We start from the raw sequence: 18,369 nt of genomic DNA on the forward strand, positions 1-18,369 counted from the left end.
AATCAATTTCTGCTCTGATAAAACATGTAGTGGTATTTATTTCTGAAACCGAGTCTGGAATAAAAATCCATGTCTGATATTACAAAAGCTCTCTTAGCACCTAACCTCTTTGCCCTACTCAGCGCTTCATGAATTACAGCCTTAGCTATTCCTCTTCCCCTATAGCTTGGGATAGTACAGACAGGCTCTACATACACGTAGTCCGTCTTGGGGTTATACCATAGACCGCATATGGAAATGAGTTCTCCCTCCTCATTGCATGCAGCCACACAGATATCCCTGTTAAAGTGCCTACGCGCCCTTGGGGTAGCGATCCCTTCTTTTTCAAACTTTTGTTTATCTTCTCCGTGATCAAACCCTTGCCAAAAAAGCCATGATAGCTCATAAATATCCTTAACAGGATTCGGGTTCACAAACTTAAGGTCCTCTGGCAAAGGAGCTCCAAATTCCCTTTTCAGGTCCAGCTCCATGATATTTTCTGTTTGCTCATTCCTGATAAAGCCCTTGTTTAAGACCAAATCTATTTCATCTGTGTTGTCATCGCAGACTGCAAGGGAAAATCCAGAATCATCCATGAGATTAGTGCAGGCATAATCTAATATTTCAGGATATAACTGCTTATACTCAGGTAAGACTCCACAAAATCCCTCACCGAAATACATATCATAGATTGCTGCACCAACAACGTTACCATCATCAAGCCAAAGCCCAATGGACTCAATCAAATCCTTATTGAATTCCGGATGCTCATACATCCACTCAAATCTCGCCCAGTTCCAATTAATATGGCTTGTATCCCGAGCATTTAGTTCTATAAGAAAATCACATACTGCCTCATAATCATTATCTGCATATTTCTTGAAATTCATTTGCCCTGCTCCTTATAAACAATAAACCTGGGTCCCTCTTCTCCAATTTCTCCATTAGCTACAAATCCACATTTCATCAGCACTCTTTGCGACGCCGCATTGTCAGGATCTGTCTCTGCCTCAACAGCCACTATTTCCGGATGTTCAAATGCCCATTTTATTGCCAGGCTCACAGCCTCTGTTGCATAGCCATGTCCCTGAAACTCATCTAAAATTCCATATCCGATTTCAGGATTTTTCTCCTCAAGCCCCTTGAAACACAGATCTCCGATATGTGTTCCATCTGTCTTTTCAATCATCCACATGGCATACCAGTCCCACTGATCCGGATGCGTAAGGCACCCCTCCAGCATTTCACCATATGCCTTCTTAAGCTCATCATCCTTTTCCGCCTGGATTATTCTTTCCATCTGCTCTCTACTAGCGGGATATATCTTTATTCTTTCTGTTTTTATCATCATTCTCCTCTTTATTTCTCCTGATTTCATATTATCTTAAAACCAAAAACAGACCTACCTTTACACGGATATAGGTCTGTTTTACACTACTTAAAATTCTGCTATAGCATCTGACAAAACTCGCTGAGTCTATGCGTATTATCTTCTGAAGGTTTATCTTTCGGATCAATGAAAATCGCAGTCGCGGCAAAGCTGGTGATTCCAATGCAGTCCTTTAGCTTAGAAAAAGCTCTCTCTGCCCCGGAACCGCTTTGGCAGGCAAATGCAGCTATAGTCTTATTTTTCAAGTTCTCTTTATTCTCCAAAATAAACGTCCGAAGCGGAGGCGTGAACGTTCCTGCCCAAACAGGAAATCCAAAAATAATCTCATCATAAGCTGACACGTCCAGATCGTATGCCTCAAGCTCGGGCTTTTCTGCCATAACAGCACTCTTACCACCCCAGAAAAACTTTGAGAATCCACTGGTCGAATACGCTTTCTTTGGAACAAGTTTTAATTTATCTGCTGGAAGTACCTTTGCCAGTTCATCTGCTATATACTCTGTGTTACCTTCTAATGAGAAATAAATTATAATCCTTTTCATGCCAGAACCTTTCTTGCTTTGTTGCACCATTTCAAATATGCCTCATAGGTTTCTATTCCAAACAGTATCGTAACTGTGTATATTTATGGATTATCCGTTCCATTTGCCATGCAAGCTCTCTGTAATCTTTCATATTAACCCACTTCTTTTTGGTTATTAGTAATATGTCTCTCACAATTATACCCGGGTAATAATCGCCTTACAATCTACATATGCTCCTTATAGTATTCCAAAAACTCCGGAGTTTTTGACCAATATTTTATTTCCCAGTTCTCGAAGTCCCACTCTTCCATATAGTCATTGCACTCATAATCAATCATTTTGGGCATTCTGATTCCAATCGCCGTCAGTCTTCTGTAATCATTTATTTCAGACTGGATCTTGTCACCAAACTGGTAATATGCACAAGGCTCGTGGTGTATCTGTTTTAAGACATACTCCTTACCATCCTTTACTGCCAGGTATGAATATCCTCCCTTACCCTTGCCAAGGAGCTTCTTAATTTTATAGCTGACTCCATTAACGCTACATGCTTCTCCATGACCTGTTTCAAACATAAGACTCCCTTCCCTCTGTCATCAGTCAAACAACTGCCCCGGGAGTTTTTTCTTTTCCTTGGGTGGGAACTGTTTATCGAATTCTTCTACATCCTCATCTTTAACATAGTAGCCCTGAGGGGTCTGATATACTCCGGTTACGTCATCAAGATATCCTGGGATCAATTCTCTGCACAGAAAAAATGATGAATCTGCGTCTTCACGCAGATCATGATAACGAATTCCAAACTTGCTTGCATAGTCGAATCCGCAGTGGCTATAGAATCCGATATTTCCTTCAAAAAGAACTGCTCCGAATCCCATTTCTGTTGCTTTCTCAAGGCAGTAATCAAGCAGCTTCTTACCATAACCCTTGCGCTTAAGCTCCGGCGTGATTCCTATTGGTCCCATGGTAAGTACCGGGATCTCCCTGCCATCATCAGCTTCAATAACAGTTTTCATAAACATGTTCTGACCGATAAGCATTCCGTCCTGTTCTGCAACAGAATGATCACCCGGATCATTCTCCTGCACGCTTAGGTGCATGACAAAATCAAGCTCCGGAACAAATGCCGGATCGTCCCTCAGCACATGAATTACATAGTGCTCACTGCATCCGGGACGATACACGTTCCAAAATGACTCTCTTACAAGATTTTCAACATCTCTATAATCTTTCTGTTCTTCTAAGCGAATTATATAATTACTCATTGTTTTCATTCTCCTTTATAATGAAGTTCTGCCCGAACTAGCTTATTCACTAGGCTCGTCAGTACCTCGCCAAGTGATTAACCTAACCAGATATATGCAATACGCCAGAAGCACTGCAAACTGGATAGTTCCAACTATTATGTTCAGTTTCATATCACCTTCATTCGTGATGAAACCGCAGAAATCATGAAATGCATGTAGCAAAATGCATGGCCAGATACTCTTTGTCCTGAGGATCACAAAAGCCATTACAACTCCGTAGGTAAATGCAAACGCCATCTGCAAAAGTGTTTCTGCAAGTCCAGCCCCACCCATTACATTCAGCAGATGACTCATTCCAAAAAGAACTGATGAAATAATGATGGCCTTTGTCTCCTTTTCTTTCCACATATTGCAAATGATGCCCCTGAAGTATAGTTCCTCTGTCAGCCCTATCCCCAGTGTAAATATAAGATTAGGGATAAATAGTCCGCTGTCATCAGACATGATTCCACCGGCAAAAGCAGCCAGGGCCACAATTATAAGTGGAACGTAATACAAAAACCTTGTAGCCATACCGCTCACGGGCTTCTGAAAGCCAAGCCCTCTAAGACTGTGATCCTTGACAAGAAAAAATGCAATTGCTACTAATGCACAGCTCCATATAATAGCTGCCTGTGCTGTAATAGCCTTAAGACCCTCAAGCTGTCCCATGACCACCGCAGCCCCCTGGGCAAAGTAGAACAAAAGAACCGTAACTGTTGCTAAAACTGTATTCCTTACTAAATGCTTTGACATAATCCCTCCTGAAACACATGATTTTTCAGTACGACTTCATTCTTCATCCTTCTTTTCGCCTGAAACCAGAGAGTAGGCATGACGCTTAATACCAGGAGTGTTGTAGACGATGGATAAGATGCCTCCATAAATCCATCTATCAGGACCGGTCTGTAATTGATTGGGATCATTTCAAATATCAGATATCCAAATATCACTATAATATAGTATATCCCAAGTACTATTATGTCGTAATCGACTCTAAACAGGCTCTTCCTTTGTATCAACTGGGTAAGACCGATACCTGCAAATATCAGACATATGAATATAGGCACAAGTCCCAACCAGTCAGTTATGGTGTATATGACCATATGAACCCCGGTCAATTTGTGAAAATAGCAGTTGATCGTGGCAAAACCTATGTCTGTCCCATTTTGCCCGACAGGCTGAACATCAACGATTTGGATCAGTAATGTCCAGACTACGAATACAATTAAATACAATGCTCCAAATAATAAACTCTTAAATTCTTTTCTTTTCATTTCTCATAATCCTTTCTGTTTTGTTTGCGAGGCTATATGAACCGTAACAAGAATCATGAAAAAACTAAAGAAACGCTTGGTGACATGTATGACACGATTCGTATCATCTGCATAAACAAGCCTATCACACAATAAAAATATGGTCGTCATCTACACGGATAACGACCTAAAAATCACTGATATTATATTTCTTGATTTCTCACTCTGTTGGAAGTGAGAGTGCTTTTTCATTAAACTCCATCACTGTGACATAGTTACAATATCATCCAACAGCAGGACTAAATCTCAACTGAAATAAATCTTCTACGCCTCCAACAATTTTCAGATATTTCTCTTCTACTATATCCGTTTTCATATTCTTTTGTCCAGTTCTTGCTTTTTTCGGCATATTCTTTATAAGCAGGAGTATCTCCCCACTGTTCTTTAGCCTTTTTGTGTATTCATCAAGCTTACTTGTATCAAATGCTGAAAAATTCAATTTCCTCACTCCTCTCACTTTAAGGTATTTGCACATGTTCAGCAGATTCTCAATGTGCTCCTTCTTAAGTTCCAGAAAGAGCCATGTATCAGTTTATATCAACCGAAACATGACCCTTGCTATTTCCCGGAACCTTTAAGCCGCATCAGTGATTGGCTCAGCTACAGGTTCCTCAGATATTTTTTTATTAAGTTCCTTCAATGTTATAGCGGACATGATCACTACAGCGATAAGTGTTCCAACATCTGCAATAGGTGCAGAATATAATGCTCCTTCTACACCGAAGAACATGGGCAGGACTATTGCAAGAGGAACACTAAGGATAAATTCTCTAAGGAGTGAGAGCCCCATTGCCATAGAAGGTTTGCCAAGTGCTTGCAGGAAAACGCTTACCGACTTCTGGATGCATGTGAAGATTATCATTGACAAGAATATCCTAAATGCCTTTACAGCAAACTCGTTGTATAGTCCGTCTTCGCTTCCGAATATCGCGGTTATCTGAAGAGGAAATGCCTCAAAGAAGACAAGTGCAACCGCTCCTACTATTGCCTCTACTTTTACTATTGTGGTAAACAGCTCTTTTACCCTCTTATACTCTCCTGCTCCATAGTTATATCCTATGACAGGCTGAGATCCTGCTGCTATTCCGATGCATACAGAGATCACTATCTGGAATACCTTCATGACTATCCCCACAACTGTGAGAGGAATATCTGCACCATATTTGCTTCTTGCACCATAGGTGACGAGAACATTGTTCATTACTCCCATGATAACCACAATCGAAATCTGTGTAAGAAAACTGCTGATTCCAAGAGGCATAAACTTCGAAATAATATTTCTGTCGGGGATAAAGCTCCTTTTATCAAGCTTCACAGACTTTGCTCTCGTAAGATATACAAGGCCGCAGACTGCTGTCACTATCTGTCCGGTTATCGTTGCAAGGGCAGCTCCCATCATCCCCCAGCCAAGAACAAAAATGGCAATCGGATCTAGGATTACATTAAGAAGACATCCGATCAGCGTTGTTATCATTGCGAACTTAGGACTGCCGTCCGCCCTGATGATCGAATTAAGACCATTTCCAACTACAAAGAAAGGAATTCCTATTATTATGAAATTAAAATACTCGTCGGCAAGAGCAAAATTGTTTTCTGTTGCACCAAATGCTGTTAGAATCTGATTCTTAAGCACTGCAAAGACAGCTGTCATCACTATACCAGTAAGTACAAGCAAAGTCACAGCATTGCCAACACTTTTATTTGAACTCTCAATATCTTTTTTGCCCTGGCAGAGGCTAAGGTAAGCTGCACATCCATCACCTATCATAAGTGCGATAGCAAGTGAAATGACTGTTATCGGAAACACGACATTTGTAGCGCCATTACCAAGATAACCCACACCTCTTCCGATAAATATCTGATCCACTATGTTGTAGAGTGCAGATACGAGAAGCGACATGATACACGGGATTGAAAATTTAAGCAGAAGCTTTCCTATCTTCTCTTCTGCAAGATATCTGTTTGTGTTCTGATTCATTGTTTTACCTCCATAAAAAAAGAACGCATGCAAAGGTCTTCACTTCACACGCGTCCAGTTACAACCTGATTGCCGGAGCACCACCGACAACCAATATTCTATTTTCCTTTAGCTCAGTTTTTTATTTTACTCATTTTCAGATTTGAAGTAATAGGCAATAATCACAAATAATCCTGAAGATTTTCAAAATTCATGCGCATTATAATAATATCATGCTTATAATCGGATGACATTTTCAAGAATCATTGTACTTCAACCACTTTATCATGGTAACTTATAGCTTCTATATATAAAGCTCTTATGTCTTCTACTCCAGTTGTTCTTGGATTCACCCTTATATTTCCACTTTTCATGGCATCTTCTGACATCTTATTGATCAATGCATCATCCTGTCTCTCTAATCCTTGCACATAAAGTCATTTCTTTATCCATATCATGGAAAATACATACATTATCATGCGAAACGTCAAATGCCCCGATTATTTCTCTATACTCATAATATTCAGAGCCACTCTCAGAAAAAATGTTATCATATCGGCATAAAAAATCCGGATTGAATAGTAACGTCTTCTCATTCTCAAAGATTGCATTATAGAGAATCCCTGCCTCCACGAGATCCTGAAAAAAATGACTTCCATAAGACAATTCCGGATTATATCCAACCTTTGAATCAGCTATTTCGCATACTGCATCAAATTCGCTTATATCTGAAAAAGCGGTTGGAACTCCCAGCTCCGGTGAGGTTGTGCCTACTCTTCCCGGAACCATGAGAAGCATATGCTTTCCCATCCCGCGCATTTTCCAGTTGATACTTCCAATGGCCTTGGCTATCCGATATTTCTCCTGATATGGCATCCTGTAATACTTAACGGGATCAACATATACTATAATATCAATCCTCTCTTCTCTTGAGAGTCCCATTGAAGATTTTTGGCACCTGAAAAGGATCCTGTCATTTTCAATATTCTCAGGAATCTTCATACTTTCCGTGTCTTTATAAACCTGCAGCGGCCTGCACTGCAGAATATTTATTACATAGTCACCGTCCTCAGAAAAGTTCATTGTAAACTCTATATCCACAGGATGCTGATACTCATTTTGTATAACACGCATTATTTCCTTCATCTGACTCATCAGTGTATCTTTTCTGACAATACCCTGACAAGAAATGAATTCGATATCCCTATTCTCTCCTCTGTCTCTGAACATCCTCTCTGTATCGGTGTCGTGCTCCAGAAGAAGTCTCTTAAGGGGGAATGTAAGGAATTTTTCAATATTCTCAAGCGATATCCTTTCAAGTTTTCTGGATGTCCTGTTCATAACTTCAAGCTTTCTCTGAGAATACTGATGCTTTTCAATGGAATTTCTCGCGTTTGTAGCCAGAGGCTTATCAAGGCTCACAAGTCTTGGATAAGAGCCTTCGGTCCTGTCTACAGCTGATGTTCCAAGTCCCATGACAAGACGCAGCATTCCTGCAGTTTGGTCAAGAGATTCCATAAATTTATAAGGGCTGTATGAATACCCAACACCGGCTGCACATGGCATATAGTATTCACCATAGTATGAGCCCGAAACTCTCTGCACCAAGAGAGCCATCTGCTCATCCCTCGCCTGCAGTCCCCTTCTGCTGCGATAATCAAGTGCAGACCTGCTCATGGTGCTTGCATAAACACATCTGATAGCATTTTCCAGTTCCTCAAGGCGCTGCTCAAGGCTCCCCGAATTTGAGCAGAAGACAGATTCATATTTTCCGGCAAATGCATTTCCGAATCCGTCCTCCAATATGGAGCTTGATCTGACGATTATTGGATCCTGTCCATAATATTCCAAAAGCTTTACAAACTGCTCTTCCATGTCCCTTGAAAAGGTACCCGTCAAAAGCTTCTTTGCGAACTCATCTGCAAGGGAAAAGAACTCCTCTTTGGTCCGTTGCCTTATCCTCAGATCCCAGAACCTGTTCTCAACAATAAAGGAGTAAAAGACATCTGAACCGATATAAAACGAATCATGCGGCTCAAGATACTCAAAAATCTGAGGTGCTCTATGTTCTATTATCTTCCTGGCAAGAAGCATCCCACAGGCTTTCCCACCTATCATGCCTGTTCCAATCATTCTGTCCTTTACAGAAAAGTAATCCTCAGGTGTAAACAGTTCTTTTATCATGACGCGCAGCCTCTCATCCCGGGTCATCATGATATTGCACATGCGGCTGCAATTGTCACTTACATCTGCTCCGGATTCATTGAGAATCCTCGTAGTATTAAAGAATCTGTCCCAGCTATCCATATTCTCCGTATCAGAAAGAGCATTGTTTTTTCCAAGTACCTGATAAAAATGACTAGCCATGACTCCATCAAGTATTGGTTTGAAATCTCCTGTATCAGGATTGTAGATTTGCGGCAGAAACATGACTTCTGAATATCTGTTCCATATCTTATCCGGCCTCACATATATGTTTTTCCGGTCGGAATATACATCCAAAAAAAGCTGCGTTGTATCCCTTATCTTGGCAATAGCCTGAAATGAATGCTTGCCTCTTATCAGCGGAAAGAAGGCAACGGTATCAAGTATGAACAGATATGGACATGTTACCTGAAAAAAATTCCCCATCATAAGGTCGGTAGCCCAGGCTGTCTGCAGGTCCGAAAGGCAGTCAAAAACATAAAAGGCATCCCTGCCCTCTTTTCTGATTATTTCATGAATCTCTACCGTAAAATTTTCAAATCTGTGATTTAATTCCACATGTACAATCTTAAGCCCCTCCTGCTCCTTAAGGAGTGCTTCATGGGTAGCAAACCTGACATAAATCAGATTCCTTTTATCGGCTATTGCCTGATTTACATAGGGCTCAACAAAAAGTTTGAACTCATCAAGATTATCCACACGCCATACAACGTTATCCCCAAGACGAATATTATCAAAAGCTTCATCCATCTGAGGAATTCCCGAACATACTCTGTCAAATGCTGCCATATCCACCTCCGCAAATAAAAAAACAGGCAAAGACGCTAAAATAAAAAGCGCCTTTGCCTTCATAAATAATAATACCACATTTATCCTCCGATACACTGTCCTCAAACAGAAAATCTATTTTCATTCATACCCATGCTCAGCATCTTTCCGATCAGCTTGATTTATTGCACCGTCTTCTTATTCTTCCCGCTATCGTTCCTCTTGATGCTCTATGGAAACAGTAAATTCCTACTGGCCTTTGTTGGAAGCTCCACTATAAACCTGCTTCCAGTGCCTGGTTCACTTTCGCAGTAGATCACTCCTCCATGGGCCTTAACGATTGCCTTGGAAATAGAAAGACCTATGCCTGCCCCACCTGTTTTCCTGGTTCTGGATTTATCTGTCCGGTAAAAGCGTTCAAATACACGTCCAAGATCTTCCTTGGGGATACCAATTCCTGTATCCTCCACGATAAGGACCGCTTTGTTAGTATCTCTTTTCACCAGGACAGATATACTGCCTTTCTCATCAGTATATTTAATGGCGTTTGAGAGCAGATAGGTGATTACCTGGCCAATTCGCTTCCTGTCAGCAACTACATGGGCCTCATCTCCCATTATCTTAGCGTCAATACCTTTTTCCCTGAACTGATTTGAAAATCCTTCAAAAATCGACTTGGACAGCTCATACAGATCCACATCTTCTTTTTCAAGGGCTACATTATCAGGCTCAGCACTCTCAAGGAGCTCTAAGTCCTTTATAAGTAAAGACAGGCGAAAAAGCTCGTCATAGCAGCTACTAAGCCTCTCTTTCGTCGGTTCCATGACACCTTCCACCATCATCTCAACGTATATGTCCGCATCTTCCAATCTCTCAAAATATCAAGTCCAAGCAACAATGCTTTCTCATGGGACCCTGTACCAAATGACCTGGCATCATACTCATGCACATTAGCCAATGAATCAGCAGTGAACAGGAACTGTCCAAACTTCGCTCCACGTTTCCTGCAGCATGCTGCAAGGGCTGCACATTCCATTTCCACCACAGAACAGCCTTCCTCAAGGCGGTATCTCACCATATCCTTGGTCTCTCTAAAAAAGCCATCTGTTGTCCAGGTTGTACAGGTTACAAACGGAAGATCATGTTTATTAAATGAGCTTTCGATAGTTGCTATCGGTTCCTGATCAAGTTCAATATATCTGGATGCTGGAAAATAGTGATATGAAGTACCTTCAGCTCTCAACGCCTTTACCGGAACAATAAAAGCATCCTCCGGAAGATCCGCAAGAACTCCGCAAGAACCAACTGCAATTATCTTCGTACATCCACAGTTAACAAGTGTATCAAGAACCTGCGTTGCTGATGCCGAGCCTATAGGTGACTGCACCAGACATATATCTTCTTTTTCCTCATGTAGCACATATATCTTTATATTGTGAGAGACTGTAATAAGCTCTTCTACCATAGCTGCATTATTCTCTTTGGCGTATTTATGGACTACATCTCCAAGGAATGCAAATAAACACTTCTCCGGCAATCTCTCAGCTGTCCAGTCATGATCAGGAGCTATAACTTCCGATGAACTGTCATAATATTCCAATAATGGTATTTCATTTTGTATTATCATAGAAACCTCCGATCTTCGTGTTTAAATCACAGAAACAAAATTATATTAACTTCATCAATGTATGTTCCGTCCTTCAGTTTGAATGCCTTTGGAGTTCTTCCGCATTCTTGAAATCCCATCTTTTTATATAAAGCAATCGCTCTATCATTGTCCGCATAGGCTCCAAGTTCCATCTGTTCAAACCCAATTTCCCTAGCTTTGTCTATAGCCTTCTGCATGAGTATTGTTCCAAGCCCACCGTTACAATATGCCTGTTCAAGGGCAATTGCAAAATCACACCTGTGCCTGAGCTTGAGATGATTTCTGTGACGGCTTATAGAACAGTTACCTACAGCCCTTTCCCCATCAAATACGGTAAACCAGGCAGAATCCTCAGCCCCCAGATTATTCCTGATTATCTCTTTTTCTCTTTCGAGTTCAATATTTATTTCTTCAGGATATCTTACAAGATAATGCGTTTCTTCTGCTGTCTGCTTTATGTAGTCCAGCATGGTAACAGCATCTTTTTCCTCTGCAGATCTTAGGACAAGTGTTCTTCCATCATTAAGCGTTAACATTTCTTCTGCATTCCACTGTCAATCAGCAGAGCTTCCTTCTTACCCATCAAAAGAAAAAATCTCACTCCACCTTCATCGTACTGATATGTACTCTCATCAATCTTTTCCCAACTCATCTTTATCCCCTTACTTTTCTACCCAGGTTACCGGATTACCTTTTCTCTCAAGCGGTTCCCTGATTGGCTCTCCTGCCTCAGAATATCCCAATATCATGCCTCCGGTTATCGTTTCATCTTCCCTAAGACCATACTTATACATGAAGTTTCGCACAGCCTCATTTTCATCGAGCCAGTGAAGCTGATTGATCCAACATGAGCCCATGTCAAGAGCATTGGCAGCTATCATCATGTTTTCCAGTGCACAGGCGCTGTCTGCTATAGCGTTGCTATAGCCTTTTTTATTGGCTGTAACTATGAAAACAGGTGCTCCGTAGTGGAATTTATATCCACCTTTCTTTGCCGCATTTATCGAATTCTTCAAAGAAGAATACATACCCTCAGTGATTTCCATTTCTGCGAACTCTTTGCAGACTAATCCCGCCATGTCAGAAAGGGTTTCGGCATCTGAAAAAACAATGAAGTGGGTAGTCTGATTATTTCCACCGCTAGGCGCATATCTGCCTGCCTCAATCACTTTTTCTACAAGCGCTCTTTCCGGCATTTCTCCGGAATATCTTCTGGTACTTCTTCTTGTTAAAATTGCTTCTATCGCTTCCATCTTTTGCCAACCTTTCTCATACTCCTGCCGGCCACTCAGAGCCAACATCCAGTCCATTCTCTGTAAGCCAATCATCTTCCACTGACACAAGTTTCTCATTCCCTGCATCATCAACAAGCGTTACCGATACCTTAGGTTTCTGTCCTGGCTGTAATTCCTCGCAGCCATAATCTCCATCAAGGATCCTCACTTTTCCAAATGAGTCTTCCAGAAATTCAAACAATGGTTCCCGTATATCCTTATCATAAAATATATCCTTACTCATCTATCCCTTAACAGCCTTTTCTTCCGCTTTTATGATCTTCTATAGAGCAAGCATCAGGTGTCCCATACTCAATAAGCCCCACAACTGCCGGGTCAAGCGTTATGCTACCATCTTCAAGAACAAAGGCTGGTATACCAACATCACCCATTTCCTTAGAATGATCAAATGCCGGATTGGTATCACGAAGCCTTGTAAAAGCTCCCATGTTTCTGATATTCTCACCGATGTTTATGTACTCAAATTCATTTTCTCGTCCAACTATCTGCTCATGAATATAATCGCAGTAAGGACATGTAGGCATTCCGTATATCTTGATCATTGTTTCCCCTCCAATATCAAATCAATCAAGAAGTCTTCATATACTATCAACTAATTATATGAAAAAAAATACTCCGATGCTATATTAGGCATCGAAGTATTAGTTGCAGTACCCTACGGATTGCACCTCTTGCAAAAATGAGAGCTCGGGACAAACCACCGATAACCCTACCTGCAAGCATAGCAACAATCAGGCTTATATAAAGATCCGCATATATCTTTCCTGTATTTACAAGTTTTATCAAAATGCCTGTACAGATACCATAAACAGCAAGTTCCACCATCATTGCAGGCAAAATAGCCATTGGTGGCATTCCTGTAATAATCGATGAAAGAAGCGGTCCGACAAGTCCGCAAACAAGACCATACTGCAATCCGCATATTTAGGTCTATTAAGTTGAATCTCTCTCCAGCAGTACCGGAGTAGTGCAAAACGATTGAGTCTGAAGATTCGGCTTTTTTATCTTCTGGAGCATGAACCGTGCAGCTTGAGCGCCCATCTCATACATATCAACTTCAATTGCAGTCAGTGTAGGCTCAGCCAGCATTGAGAAGGGATAATTATCAAAGGTCATGAGAGCAATATCTGAAGGAATATCCAACCTTTTTGCATGTATGCTCTGGATACATCCAAGAGCAAGATAATTATTGGTGCACAGGATGACCTCGGGAATATTCTTCCGCTTTAATATCTCTTCAGTTACCGCACGGCTCTCTCCATAGCTGGTGACATTGGTAATGGTTTCTATCTGCAGCTCTTCTTCCTCAAAAACCATATTGATTCCATCAAGTCTTCTTAAGGATATCTGATCCTCCTTTTCATCTCCCATTAGGAAGATGATCCTTCGGTAGCCCTTATCCAGAAGGTAATTGGCCGCAATCTGACCGGCAGATTCATGGCTGACGTCTATCCAGCTGATGGTGGTAGTAAAATCAGGCTTTCCTATCACCAGATGAGGATAAGCTTCCTTTCCCAGAACAAAAGCCAGCTGCTTAGTCAAAATCCCCGCATGAAGAATTATCCCGTCAGCTTCTTCACTGTGCATCAGCTCTTTTATAGCCTCTGGAGCTGTATCCTTTGAAACATGCTTTAAGATAAGCGAGTATCCTTTTTCCTCAAGGTATCTGTCCACACCCGTCACAATTTCAAACATGTGCGGGTTTTCAAATCCTACTCCCTTGGACAGATCTGCCGCGAAAAGTATAATCCCGTTTTTTCTTCTGGCAAAACTGCGGGCTCTGGCATTGGGCTGATATCCCATGCTCTCTGCAATCTCTCTTATTCTTTCTTTTGTCTTTTCAGAAATAGAATAGCTGTCGCTGAGAGCTTTTGATACCGTTGAAATTGACACTCCTGCTGCTTTGGCAAGATCATAAATTGTTGCTGCCATAAATCACCTAACTCATTCCTCTGTTGTCACTACATATCCATTTTCAAAAAGTTTTCCGTCTTCGTAATTCTTACTAATAATTATGCGTCCTGACAATTTCAAAGGCAATGTCTTTTCACCGTTATTCATATAAACAGTAACAGTTTCTGTGTCATCCGACCTTCTGTATCCGTATGTGTTTTCATTAACAAGGACAGTTTCATATTTCCCGTTCATAAAGCATGGGTGAGACTTCCTAAGTGCTATGAAGCTCTTGTAAACCTCTTCAAGTCTGTCTTCCTTGCAGAATTCCATAGGTCTTCTGTACTCAGGCTCTTTTTCTCCCTCAAGCCCCTTCTCATCACCATAAAAAATGCTTGGCATTCCAACGAAGGTCATTTGGAACAAAATTGCCAGCTCCATCCTGTCTCTATCACCTCCGCAAACCGTTAGAAAACGGCTCACATCGTGGCTGTCAAGTAGGTTAAGCTGGGCATAAGTGGCCTGCTGGGGATATCTCATGAGCAGGTTGCTGACCCTGGCATCAAACTCAGCGGAATCTATATTGCGATTTGCAAAGAATTGCCCGCAGAACCTTCTAAAATCATAGTTCATGGCGCTGTCCATCATACTTCCGTTTATGTAATGATTGGCGTTTTCCCAAACTTCTCCGATAACCAGCGCATCCTCTTTGGCCTCTTTAACAGAATTTCTAAAGGCCCTGAGGAACTGATCATCAACCTCGTTGGCCACGTCAAGTCTCCAGCCGTCTACATCAAATTCTCTGATCCAGTAAGCACCCACATCACAAAAATAGTCTCTCAGCTTTCTATTCGCGGTGTTGGTTTTAGGCATTTCCGGAACATAGGCAAAGCAAAGATATCCCGGCTCTTCCCCACCTTCCGGATACGCAGGATGCTCCGGTAACTCATAGAAATAGTCGTAAAACTCAGAGTTTTTGCCCTTTTCAAGCACATCTTTAAAAAAGGGATGTCTGTAGCATACGTGGTTAAAGACGCCATCGATGATAACCCTTATGCCCTTGCTGTGAGCTGTCTCTACAAGCGATCTGAAATCCTCATCCGTACCTCTTGTAGGATCCACATGATAGTAATCCAGAAGATCATATTTATGATAGGATGATGCCGCAAAGAACGGATTCAGATAAACACAATTGCATCCCAGATTCCTAATATAATCAAGATTTTCCTCAATTCCTTTTATGGTTCCGCCGTGAAGAGATCTGCAGATTTCTCCCTGATATTCAGCTAAACTTTCCGCATCTTCGATTTTTCTTTTCCCGTTTGCAAAGCTGTCGGGGAAGATATTGTATACTACTGCCTCCCTGACCCAATCCGGAATTATAACCCTGTCGGATCTTAAGTTAAACGGCAGCTGGAAAAACTCATAGCGCTCCACATCCGGAGTCTTGCTAAAACAGTCGCCAAGATAAAAGGTTTTCTCGGTGCCGTCGTCGATTTCAAAATAGTATGCAATCCTTAGAAATGTTGTTTCTATAAGCACTTCAAAGTAGTCGTAATACTTATCACACCTCACCTTGTTCATTAGTGCTGGAGAAAAAGTTAGAGTCGGAGCCATCTCAGCCCTATCTGCAAACCAGAATGTACAGTTTCTGATATCATTTCTTTTGCATCTCAAGCGAAAGAGATAGTGGGTATCATCCACCGCACCCGCATACTCACTCATAGGTCTGTGAAATATTGATGCGTAGTCCATTATGTTATCCTTTCGATGCCCCGGCAGTAACTCCGGCAACATAATATTTCTGTAGTCTGATAAAAAGGCACACGATTGGTATCGAAACCAGCACGGCACCTGCACAGAAGGCGGTGTAGTACTCAAATATGTTGGCCTTATCAACCATCGTGTATAAGCCCTTTGCTACTGTATAGTTCTTGTAGTTATCTTTCATGATCACTGACACAAAGATGAAGTCCACCCAGGGAGCAATAAATGCATTTATAGCAGTATTGACTACGATTGGCTTTGAGTTTGGAAGTATAATCCTCCAAAAAATAGTATGTCTGTTGGCTCCGTCTATCCTGGCAGCTTCATCCAGTGATCTTGGAATTGTGTCAAAAAATCCTTTGGCTATGTAATAGTTAAGCGCTGCCCCTCCTGAATACACCAGAATCAGCGCTAAGAGAGTCTGGTCAAGGCCGATGGCTTTCATGAAATGGTAGATTGCTATCATGCTCATGAACCCAGGAAACATCCCAAGGATAAGGGATATATTCATAAGTCCCTTTCTTGATTTAAACCTCAGCCTCGAATAAACATAAGCAACCATCAGCGTGAGAATAGTGGTTATTATACAGCTGCAAGTGGCCACAAACAGTGTGTTCATAAACCAAATTTGAGCTCATCGGTGGGAATTGTTATATCTAGTTCCTCCACTTTTGTCCTGGTTTTTCATAGATCTTTTGTCATGGATTTATTTCTTCAACAATCAGTGTGAAGAAAATGGCGTTAATATGTGGAAGTGGATGTCTTCACAACTTCCTCATAAGGATCAGTAATTCTCCGCTTTATCACTGGACATATTATGCTGCAAGAGATCAAGCCATAAAGAGAATTACCAATGATCATTGGCACAAGAATTGAGTACGGCATAAGAGCAAGTATTATGAACAGATAAATTGCTGTATATATAATAAGCTTCAGGCTGCTCTTCCACTCCAGAATAAGGAGTATTGCTGCGTTTCTTATTATACCTGACAATCCAAGTCGCAGATGAGCAGCCAATACAAAAGTCCATGCTGCAAAAAGAATGCCTATGCCAAATATTGCGCAGCCGGCACCCATGATGATCACATATGAAGTATTGTCAGAGACAGCTTTAAAGTTTCCCGCAAGGCTCATGAGATAATAGCCATAGAAAATGACTGCAGACTCCATGATGCCCAAGACAAGCTTTTTAATAAAGCCATCTTTAAATTCTGCAAGATAGTCCTCCAGGGTAAAGTCATAACCCTTCAGAAACATTTTGCCAGTAAAAGCGCAAAGTGCTGTCCATGCAGCCGGTATTGTGATTAGAGGAATGCAGCTTATGATAAATACTATATTTATCATGAACAGCTTTCCTGGAAAATTAACAACAAGATATAAGATGCGGAAAAAGCCGTCCTTAGGCGGCTCTTTTTCCACATCGTTTTCTCCAAGATACCATTTCATAAAACGATTCAAGTATTTCATTTTTTCCCCTATATATTAGTTTTTCATACCAGTCAGTACTATACCTTCTACAAAGCTCTTTTGCCCTAATATATAGATTACTATACCAGGCAGAATAGTCATAAAAGTGGCTGCCATAGCCATGGGCCAGTTTGTTCCAAAAGAGCCTGTGAAATTGGTGAGTGCAATGGCAAAAGTAAACTTGCTCATACTGTTAATGTAGATTATCTGCTGGAGCATATCATTCCAAATCTGTATAAATAACATCATTCCAACAACAACTACTGCTGGCTTGATCGAAGGAACAAGAATTGTCCACAATATCCTCATGCGGCTGGCCCCATCTATTGATGCAGCTTCATCAAGATCCCTGGGGATTGTCATAAGGAACTGCCTGATCAGGAAGATGTTAAAGAATCCTCCACCTGTTAAAAACGGCAGGATCAGAGGCCAATATGTGTCACCAAGTCCAAAGAATTTTGTCCACGCAATATAAAGTGGAATCAGCGTAACCATGCCTGGAAGAAGAATTGTGCTGACACAGATCTTAAATATAAGATTTTTGCCTCTAAACCTTAGTCTGGCAAAGGCGTAGCCACAAAAGATGGCAGTAATAACACCAAATGTCACAGCCGGAATGATAATTGAAAAGGTGTTTTTAAAATATGTCCAGTATTCGAAGGTCTGAAGGGTCTTGGTGTAGTTGGACCATAGCCACTCTGTTGGAATAAAGGATGGCGGATAAGCGTTGACCTGCGCAACACTCATAAGTGAAGATCTGAATATCCACCATATTGGAAGGAGTGTCAGAAATGCAAAAAATAAGGCAATCAATGTTACAACTGAGCGGTTTGCCAGTTTCCTTTTTTCTTTTCCTGTCATGTCTGCTCCCTCT

General features: G+C 41.2%; 25 protein-coding genes. All 25 read right to left on the reverse strand.

Going from position 1 to position 18,369, the window contains the following annotated elements:
• Nucleotides 1-2: 2 nt before the first annotated feature.
• Nucleotides 3-869, reverse strand: coding sequence for a GNAT family N-acetyltransferase (locus tag BM086_RS11915; protein ID WP_092326794.1), 867 nt, complete (start codon nucleotides 867-869; stop codon nucleotides 3-5).
• On the reverse strand, nucleotides 866-1,330 hold the full coding sequence (locus BM086_RS11920; RefSeq protein WP_242952185.1) for a GNAT family N-acetyltransferase: 465 nt from the start codon (nucleotides 1,328-1,330) through the stop codon (nucleotides 866-868). The genes BM086_RS11915 and BM086_RS11920 overlap by 4 nt, the downstream gene beginning before the upstream one ends.
• Before the next feature lie 98 nt (nucleotides 1,331-1,428).
• The gene (locus BM086_RS11925; RefSeq protein WP_026659941.1) at nucleotides 1,429-1,911 is read right to left on the reverse strand and encodes a flavodoxin family protein; all 483 of its coding nucleotides are present in this window, start codon (nucleotides 1,909-1,911) and stop codon (nucleotides 1,429-1,431) included.
• Nucleotides 1,908-1,994, reverse strand: a complete 87-nt coding sequence (locus tag BM086_RS22070) for a hypothetical protein (RefSeq protein ID WP_141107742.1) — start codon at nucleotides 1,992-1,994, stop codon at nucleotides 1,908-1,910. The genes BM086_RS11925 and BM086_RS22070 overlap by 4 nt, the downstream gene beginning before the upstream one ends.
• A gap of 123 nt (nucleotides 1,995-2,117) precedes the next feature.
• Nucleotides 2,118-2,468, reverse strand: coding sequence for a hypothetical protein (locus BM086_RS11930; RefSeq protein WP_092326797.1), 351 nt, complete (start codon nucleotides 2,466-2,468; stop codon nucleotides 2,118-2,120).
• Between the two features lie 21 nt (nucleotides 2,469-2,489).
• Nucleotides 2,490-3,158 carry a GNAT family N-acetyltransferase gene (locus tag BM086_RS11935; RefSeq protein WP_092326800.1) on the reverse strand — a complete coding sequence of 223 codons (669 nt, stop codon included), beginning with the start codon at nucleotides 3,156-3,158 and terminating at the stop codon, nucleotides 2,490-2,492.
• A 42-nt stretch (nucleotides 3,159-3,200) separates the two neighbouring features.
• Complete coding sequence (locus tag BM086_RS11940; RefSeq protein WP_092326803.1) at nucleotides 3,201-3,935, reverse strand: CPBP family intramembrane glutamic endopeptidase; 735 nt, start codon at nucleotides 3,933-3,935, stop codon at nucleotides 3,201-3,203.
• A complete protein-coding gene (locus tag BM086_RS11945; RefSeq protein ID WP_175560242.1) occupies nucleotides 3,920-4,456 on the reverse strand; it encodes a phosphoesterase PA-phosphatase in 537 nt (178 codons plus the stop codon). Before BM086_RS11945 ends, BM086_RS11940 begins: the two co-directional genes overlap by 16 nt.
• Before the next feature lie 262 nt (nucleotides 4,457-4,718).
• The gene (locus tag BM086_RS20960; protein WP_175560243.1) at nucleotides 4,719-4,934 is read right to left on the reverse strand and encodes a hypothetical protein; all 216 of its coding nucleotides are present in this window, start codon (nucleotides 4,932-4,934) and stop codon (nucleotides 4,719-4,721) included.
• Between the two features lie 135 nt (nucleotides 4,935-5,069).
• Nucleotides 5,070-6,473, reverse strand: a complete 1,404-nt coding sequence (locus BM086_RS11955; RefSeq protein ID WP_092326805.1) for an MATE family efflux transporter — start codon at nucleotides 6,471-6,473, stop codon at nucleotides 5,070-5,072.
• A gap of 242 nt (nucleotides 6,474-6,715) precedes the next feature.
• Nucleotides 6,716-6,853 (reverse strand): hypothetical protein, encoded by a 138-nt coding sequence (locus BM086_RS20560; protein WP_175560244.1) that lies wholly within the window; start codon nucleotides 6,851-6,853, stop codon nucleotides 6,716-6,718.
• A gap of 4 nt (nucleotides 6,854-6,857) precedes the next feature.
• Nucleotides 6,858-9,524 carry a PEP/pyruvate-binding domain-containing protein gene (locus BM086_RS11960; protein WP_242952186.1) on the reverse strand — a complete coding sequence of 889 codons (2,667 nt, stop codon included), beginning with the start codon at nucleotides 9,522-9,524 and terminating at the stop codon, nucleotides 6,858-6,860.
• Between the two features lie 131 nt (nucleotides 9,525-9,655).
• A complete protein-coding gene (locus BM086_RS11965) occupies nucleotides 9,656-10,249 on the reverse strand; it encodes a sensor histidine kinase (RefSeq protein ID WP_175560245.1) in 594 nt (197 codons plus the stop codon).
• Between the two features lie 14 nt (nucleotides 10,250-10,263).
• Nucleotides 10,264-11,052, reverse strand: coding sequence for a nucleoside phosphorylase (locus BM086_RS11970; protein ID WP_092326811.1), 789 nt, complete (start codon nucleotides 11,050-11,052; stop codon nucleotides 10,264-10,266).
• Nucleotides 11,053-11,078: 26 nt separating this feature from the next.
• Nucleotides 11,079-11,609, reverse strand: a complete 531-nt coding sequence (locus tag BM086_RS11975) for a GNAT family N-acetyltransferase (RefSeq protein WP_092326814.1) — start codon at nucleotides 11,607-11,609, stop codon at nucleotides 11,079-11,081.
• Entirely contained in the window at nucleotides 11,603-11,725 is a 123-nt protein-coding gene (locus BM086_RS21630) for a hypothetical protein (protein ID WP_255367816.1), read from the reverse strand. Before BM086_RS21630 ends, BM086_RS11975 begins: the two co-directional genes overlap by 7 nt.
• Nucleotides 11,726-11,735: 10 nt before the next feature.
• Nucleotides 11,736-12,326, reverse strand: a complete 591-nt coding sequence (locus BM086_RS11980) for a nitroreductase family protein (RefSeq protein WP_092326816.1) — start codon at nucleotides 12,324-12,326, stop codon at nucleotides 11,736-11,738.
• Nucleotides 12,327-12,342: 16 nt separating this feature from the next.
• Entirely contained in the window at nucleotides 12,343-12,591 is a 249-nt protein-coding gene (locus tag BM086_RS11985; RefSeq protein WP_242952187.1) for a hypothetical protein, read from the reverse strand.
• 7 nt (nucleotides 12,592-12,598) lie between these two features.
• On the reverse strand, nucleotides 12,599-12,910 hold the full coding sequence (locus tag BM086_RS11990; RefSeq protein ID WP_092326819.1) for a glutaredoxin-related protein: 312 nt from the start codon (nucleotides 12,908-12,910) through the stop codon (nucleotides 12,599-12,601).
• Nucleotides 12,911-12,989: 79 nt separating this feature from the next.
• The gene (locus BM086_RS11995; protein ID WP_175560246.1) at nucleotides 12,990-13,283 is read right to left on the reverse strand and encodes a hypothetical protein; all 294 of its coding nucleotides are present in this window, start codon (nucleotides 13,281-13,283) and stop codon (nucleotides 12,990-12,992) included.
• Nucleotides 13,284-13,301: 18 nt separating this feature from the next.
• On the reverse strand, nucleotides 13,302-14,300 hold the full coding sequence (locus BM086_RS12000; protein ID WP_092326821.1) for a LacI family DNA-binding transcriptional regulator: 999 nt from the start codon (nucleotides 14,298-14,300) through the stop codon (nucleotides 13,302-13,304).
• Nucleotides 14,301-14,312: 12 nt separating this feature from the next.
• Nucleotides 14,313-16,016 (reverse strand): glycoside hydrolase family 13 protein, encoded by a 1,704-nt coding sequence (locus BM086_RS12005; protein WP_175560247.1) that lies wholly within the window; start codon nucleotides 16,014-16,016, stop codon nucleotides 14,313-14,315.
• Between the two features lie 4 nt (nucleotides 16,017-16,020).
• The gene (locus BM086_RS12010) at nucleotides 16,021-16,647 is read right to left on the reverse strand and encodes a sugar ABC transporter permease (RefSeq protein WP_092326827.1); all 627 of its coding nucleotides are present in this window, start codon (nucleotides 16,645-16,647) and stop codon (nucleotides 16,021-16,023) included.
• A gap of 122 nt (nucleotides 16,648-16,769) precedes the next feature.
• Nucleotides 16,770-17,495 carry a DUF624 domain-containing protein gene (locus BM086_RS12015; protein ID WP_092326830.1) on the reverse strand — a complete coding sequence of 242 codons (726 nt, stop codon included), beginning with the start codon at nucleotides 17,493-17,495 and terminating at the stop codon, nucleotides 16,770-16,772.
• Between the two features lie 15 nt (nucleotides 17,496-17,510).
• On the reverse strand, nucleotides 17,511-18,356 hold the full coding sequence (locus BM086_RS12020) for a carbohydrate ABC transporter permease (protein ID WP_092326833.1): 846 nt from the start codon (nucleotides 18,354-18,356) through the stop codon (nucleotides 17,511-17,513).
• Nucleotides 18,357-18,369: the final 13 nt, after the last annotated feature.

Origin of the sequence: Butyrivibrio sp. YAB3001 (genome assembly GCF_900112195.1) — a bacterium.
Taxonomy (GTDB): domain Bacteria; phylum Bacillota; class Clostridia; order Lachnospirales; family Lachnospiraceae; genus Butyrivibrio.

Coding starts and splice junctions, on each gene's coding strand:
- BM086_RS11930 (WP_092326797.1), bottom strand. CDS start 2,468: ATGTTTGAAACAGGTCATGGAGAAGCATGTAGCGTTAATGGAGTCAGC.
- BM086_RS12020 (WP_092326833.1), bottom strand. CDS start 18,356: ATGACAGGAAAAGAAAAAAGGAAACTGGCAAACCGCTCAGTTGTAACA.
- BM086_RS11940 (WP_092326803.1), bottom strand. CDS start 3,935: ATGTCAAAGCATTTAGTAAGGAATACAGTTTTAGCAACAGTTACGGTT.
- BM086_RS11920 (WP_242952185.1), bottom strand. CDS start 1,330: ATGATGATAAAAACAGAAAGAATAAAGATATATCCCGCTAGTAGAGAG.
- BM086_RS11970 (WP_092326811.1), bottom strand. CDS start 11,052: ATGATAATACAAAATGAAATACCATTATTGGAATATTATGACAGTTCA.
- BM086_RS21630 (WP_255367816.1), bottom strand. CDS start 11,725: ATGAGTTGGGAAAAGATTGATGAGAGTACATATCAGTACGATGAAGGT.
- BM086_RS12015 (WP_092326830.1), bottom strand. CDS start 17,495: ATGAAATACTTGAATCGTTTTATGAAATGGTATCTTGGAGAAAACGAT.
- BM086_RS11965 (WP_175560245.1), bottom strand. CDS start 10,249: ATGGAACCGACGAAAGAGAGGCTTAGTAGCTGCTATGACGAGCTTTTT.
- BM086_RS11980 (WP_092326816.1), bottom strand. CDS start 12,326: ATGGAAGCGATAGAAGCAATTTTAACAAGAAGAAGTACCAGAAGATAT.
- BM086_RS11955 (WP_092326805.1), bottom strand. CDS start 6,473: ATGAATCAGAACACAAACAGATATCTTGCAGAAGAGAAGATAGGAAAG.
- BM086_RS11945 (WP_175560242.1), bottom strand. CDS start 4,456: ATGAAAAGAAAAGAATTTAAGAGTTTATTATTTGGAGCATTGTATTTA.
- BM086_RS11990 (WP_092326819.1), bottom strand. CDS start 12,910: ATGATCAAGATATACGGAATGCCTACATGTCCTTACTGCGATTATATT.
- BM086_RS11985 (WP_242952187.1), bottom strand. CDS start 12,591: ATGAGTAAGGATATATTTTATGATAAGGATATACGGGAACCATTGTTT.
- BM086_RS12005 (WP_175560247.1), bottom strand. CDS start 16,016: ATGGACTACGCATCAATATTTCACAGACCTATGAGTGAGTATGCGGGT.
- BM086_RS11925 (WP_026659941.1), bottom strand. CDS start 1,911: ATGAAAAGGATTATAATTTATTTCTCATTAGAAGGTAACACAGAGTAT.
- BM086_RS12010 (WP_092326827.1), bottom strand. CDS start 16,647: ATGAACACACTGTTTGTGGCCACTTGCAGCTGTATAATAACCACTATT.
- BM086_RS12000 (WP_092326821.1), bottom strand. CDS start 14,300: ATGGCAGCAACAATTTATGATCTTGCCAAAGCAGCAGGAGTGTCAATT.
- BM086_RS11975 (WP_092326814.1), bottom strand. CDS start 11,609: ATGTTAACGCTTAATGATGGAAGAACACTTGTCCTAAGATCTGCAGAG.
- BM086_RS11935 (WP_092326800.1), bottom strand. CDS start 3,158: ATGAGTAATTATATAATTCGCTTAGAAGAACAGAAAGATTATAGAGAT.
- BM086_RS11915 (WP_092326794.1), bottom strand. CDS start 869: ATGAATTTCAAGAAATATGCAGATAATGATTATGAGGCAGTATGTGAT.